The organism is Candidatus Cloacimonadota bacterium, from assembly GCA_034722995.1.
GTDB lineage: Bacteria > Cloacimonadota > Cloacimonadia > JGIOTU-2 > JGIOTU-2 > JAGMCF01.
The window spans coordinates 1-2095 of the sequence record JAYEOL010000068.1 but is presented as its reverse complement, the minus strand read 5'-3'; the positions used below and the strand labels follow the sequence as shown (position 1 = coordinate 2095).

Here is a 2095-nt window from a genome sequence, read left to right as displayed (position 1 = left end):
TCCTCAATTCATCAAAAGAAATTTCAATTATTGTTGGTCTGCCGTGTGGACAGAAAAAGGGATTTTGTGTTGCAAATAATTGATTTATCAATCCTAACATCTCTTTCTTGCTTAATTTCTGTCCAAACTTAATCGCTGCATGGCAAGCATAGGATGCAGCCAACTTTTCTTTGAAATCCATTTTAGCTTGATATTCTTCTTCTAATTGTTTCAGTATATTTGTTAACAGTTCACCGTTATTCCAATTTTTTAAGTCTTTTGGGATTTCTTCCACAATGAGCGAATTACCACTAAAAATTTTAATTTTAAAACCGATCTCTTTAAATGTATCTAAATTTTTTTCAATTAAATCTGGAATGGTCTTTTGGAGATATTTTGGTAAATCAATTACAAGAGGAAATAATAATTTCTGTCCGAATATGGTCTTATCAGATTTTTTAAAACTATTAAGAATTTTTTCATAGAGAATTCTTTCATGTGCAGCGTGTTGGTCAAAAGCAATTACTCCATCTTTTGTTTCAACAAATATAAATGATTTCCCGATTTGCCAGGGGTTAACAATCTCTGTCTCTACAATTTTATTTTTGTCTTTGATAATTTTTTCTTCAAAAAAACTCACTAATTGAACATCCCTTTCGTCTTTCCGAAATGCATCAGGTTGGAATACTTCATCTAATTCACCTCTATATGTTGAGAAACCCTTAGGTTTAATCTTTTGAAAATCCGGGGGTGATTTTTTACTTATGGGCAGTTCTCTCTTACTCGTAGAAATTGATAAGGAACTTTCAGCTTCAGATTTGATTTCAGTATATCTTTGCTTTTCATAATTTAATAAAGAGTTAGTAATCGTATTTCTTACAAAACTAAATATAAACCTGGAGTCAGCAAAGCGCACCTCTGTCTTTGTTGGTGATACATTAAAATCAATCTGTTCATTAGAAATTTTAATGAAAATTAAATATAATGGTAATTTAGATTTTATAAGACTTTTTTTACTAAATGGTTCATAAGCCTTTTTAATGGCACTATAAATTATTTTATCATTAATATAACGATTATTAATGAAAAGAAAGTGAGAATTTGGCCATGAAATCCCTTCTTGAAATGAGCCGATAAATCCTTGTAAACTAATAAGAGGATTTTCATGTTGAATTGGAATAATATTTTCGTGAAAGAATTTATTCCCGAAGATATCAGCAATTCGTTTTTCTAATAAAGGCACTTTCGGATAGTTTAGAACCTCTTTATTATTATGGATTAAATGGAAACCTGTTTCAGGATGTGTGCAGGCTAAATATTGAACAGCTCTTGTTATATGAGTCATTTCGGTTTGGTCAGTTTTCAAAAACTTTTTTCTTGCAGGAACATTTTTAAATAGACTTTTAACTTTCACAGTTGTGCCAGGATTACTTGCCACTTCGGATACATTCATAACCTTTCCATTTGATGTAGTAATCTTAGTTGCTGGGCAATCCTTACAATTTTGAGAAAGGCTTGTAATTTCAACATCAGAAACAGCAGCAATGCTTGGCAGGGCTTCACCGCGAAAACCTAATGTAGAGATGTTTTGAATGTCTTCAAGTTTATAGACCTTACTTGTTGCATATCTTTCCAGAGAAAGTAATACATCGTCTCGTAACATTCCGCTACCATTATCAATCACTTTAACTAATTTTTCCCCACCTTTTTCAACCATGATTGTAATGCTTGTTGCATTTGCGTCTAAAGAATTTTCAATTAATTCCTTGACAACAGAAGCAGGTCTTTCAACAATTTCCCCCGCAGCTATATGGTTGATTATTTTCTCTTCAAGAATTCTTATTCTGTTCATAATTTCTCTAATGTTATATTTAAGAAAATAAATTTTAATTAAATAATAATTAGTCAAGGTTTTTATTGACAAAAATTTTTATCATTTTAAAAATAATCTAAAATTTGTGGAATCTAAAATTAATAGGATTTATTTAATTTAGAATGATAGTATTTTAATAACATAATAATTTAAAGATGGCAATATTAAATCTTAAGAGATGAAAAAATGTGGAATCACTACAATTTTTATGTACCGTAATTACCAATTTTGTAAGTATAAAAT

General features: G+C 29.7%; 1 protein-coding gene. It reads right to left on the bottom strand.

What is annotated here, in order from left to right; all coding sequences use genetic code 11:
- Positions 1–1831: DNA mismatch repair endonuclease MutL (gene mutL / locus U9R23_07755; GenBank protein MEA3476317.1), on the bottom strand; the 1831-nt coding region annotated here is incomplete at its 3' end.
- Between the last annotated feature and the right edge of the window lie 264 nt (positions 1832–2095).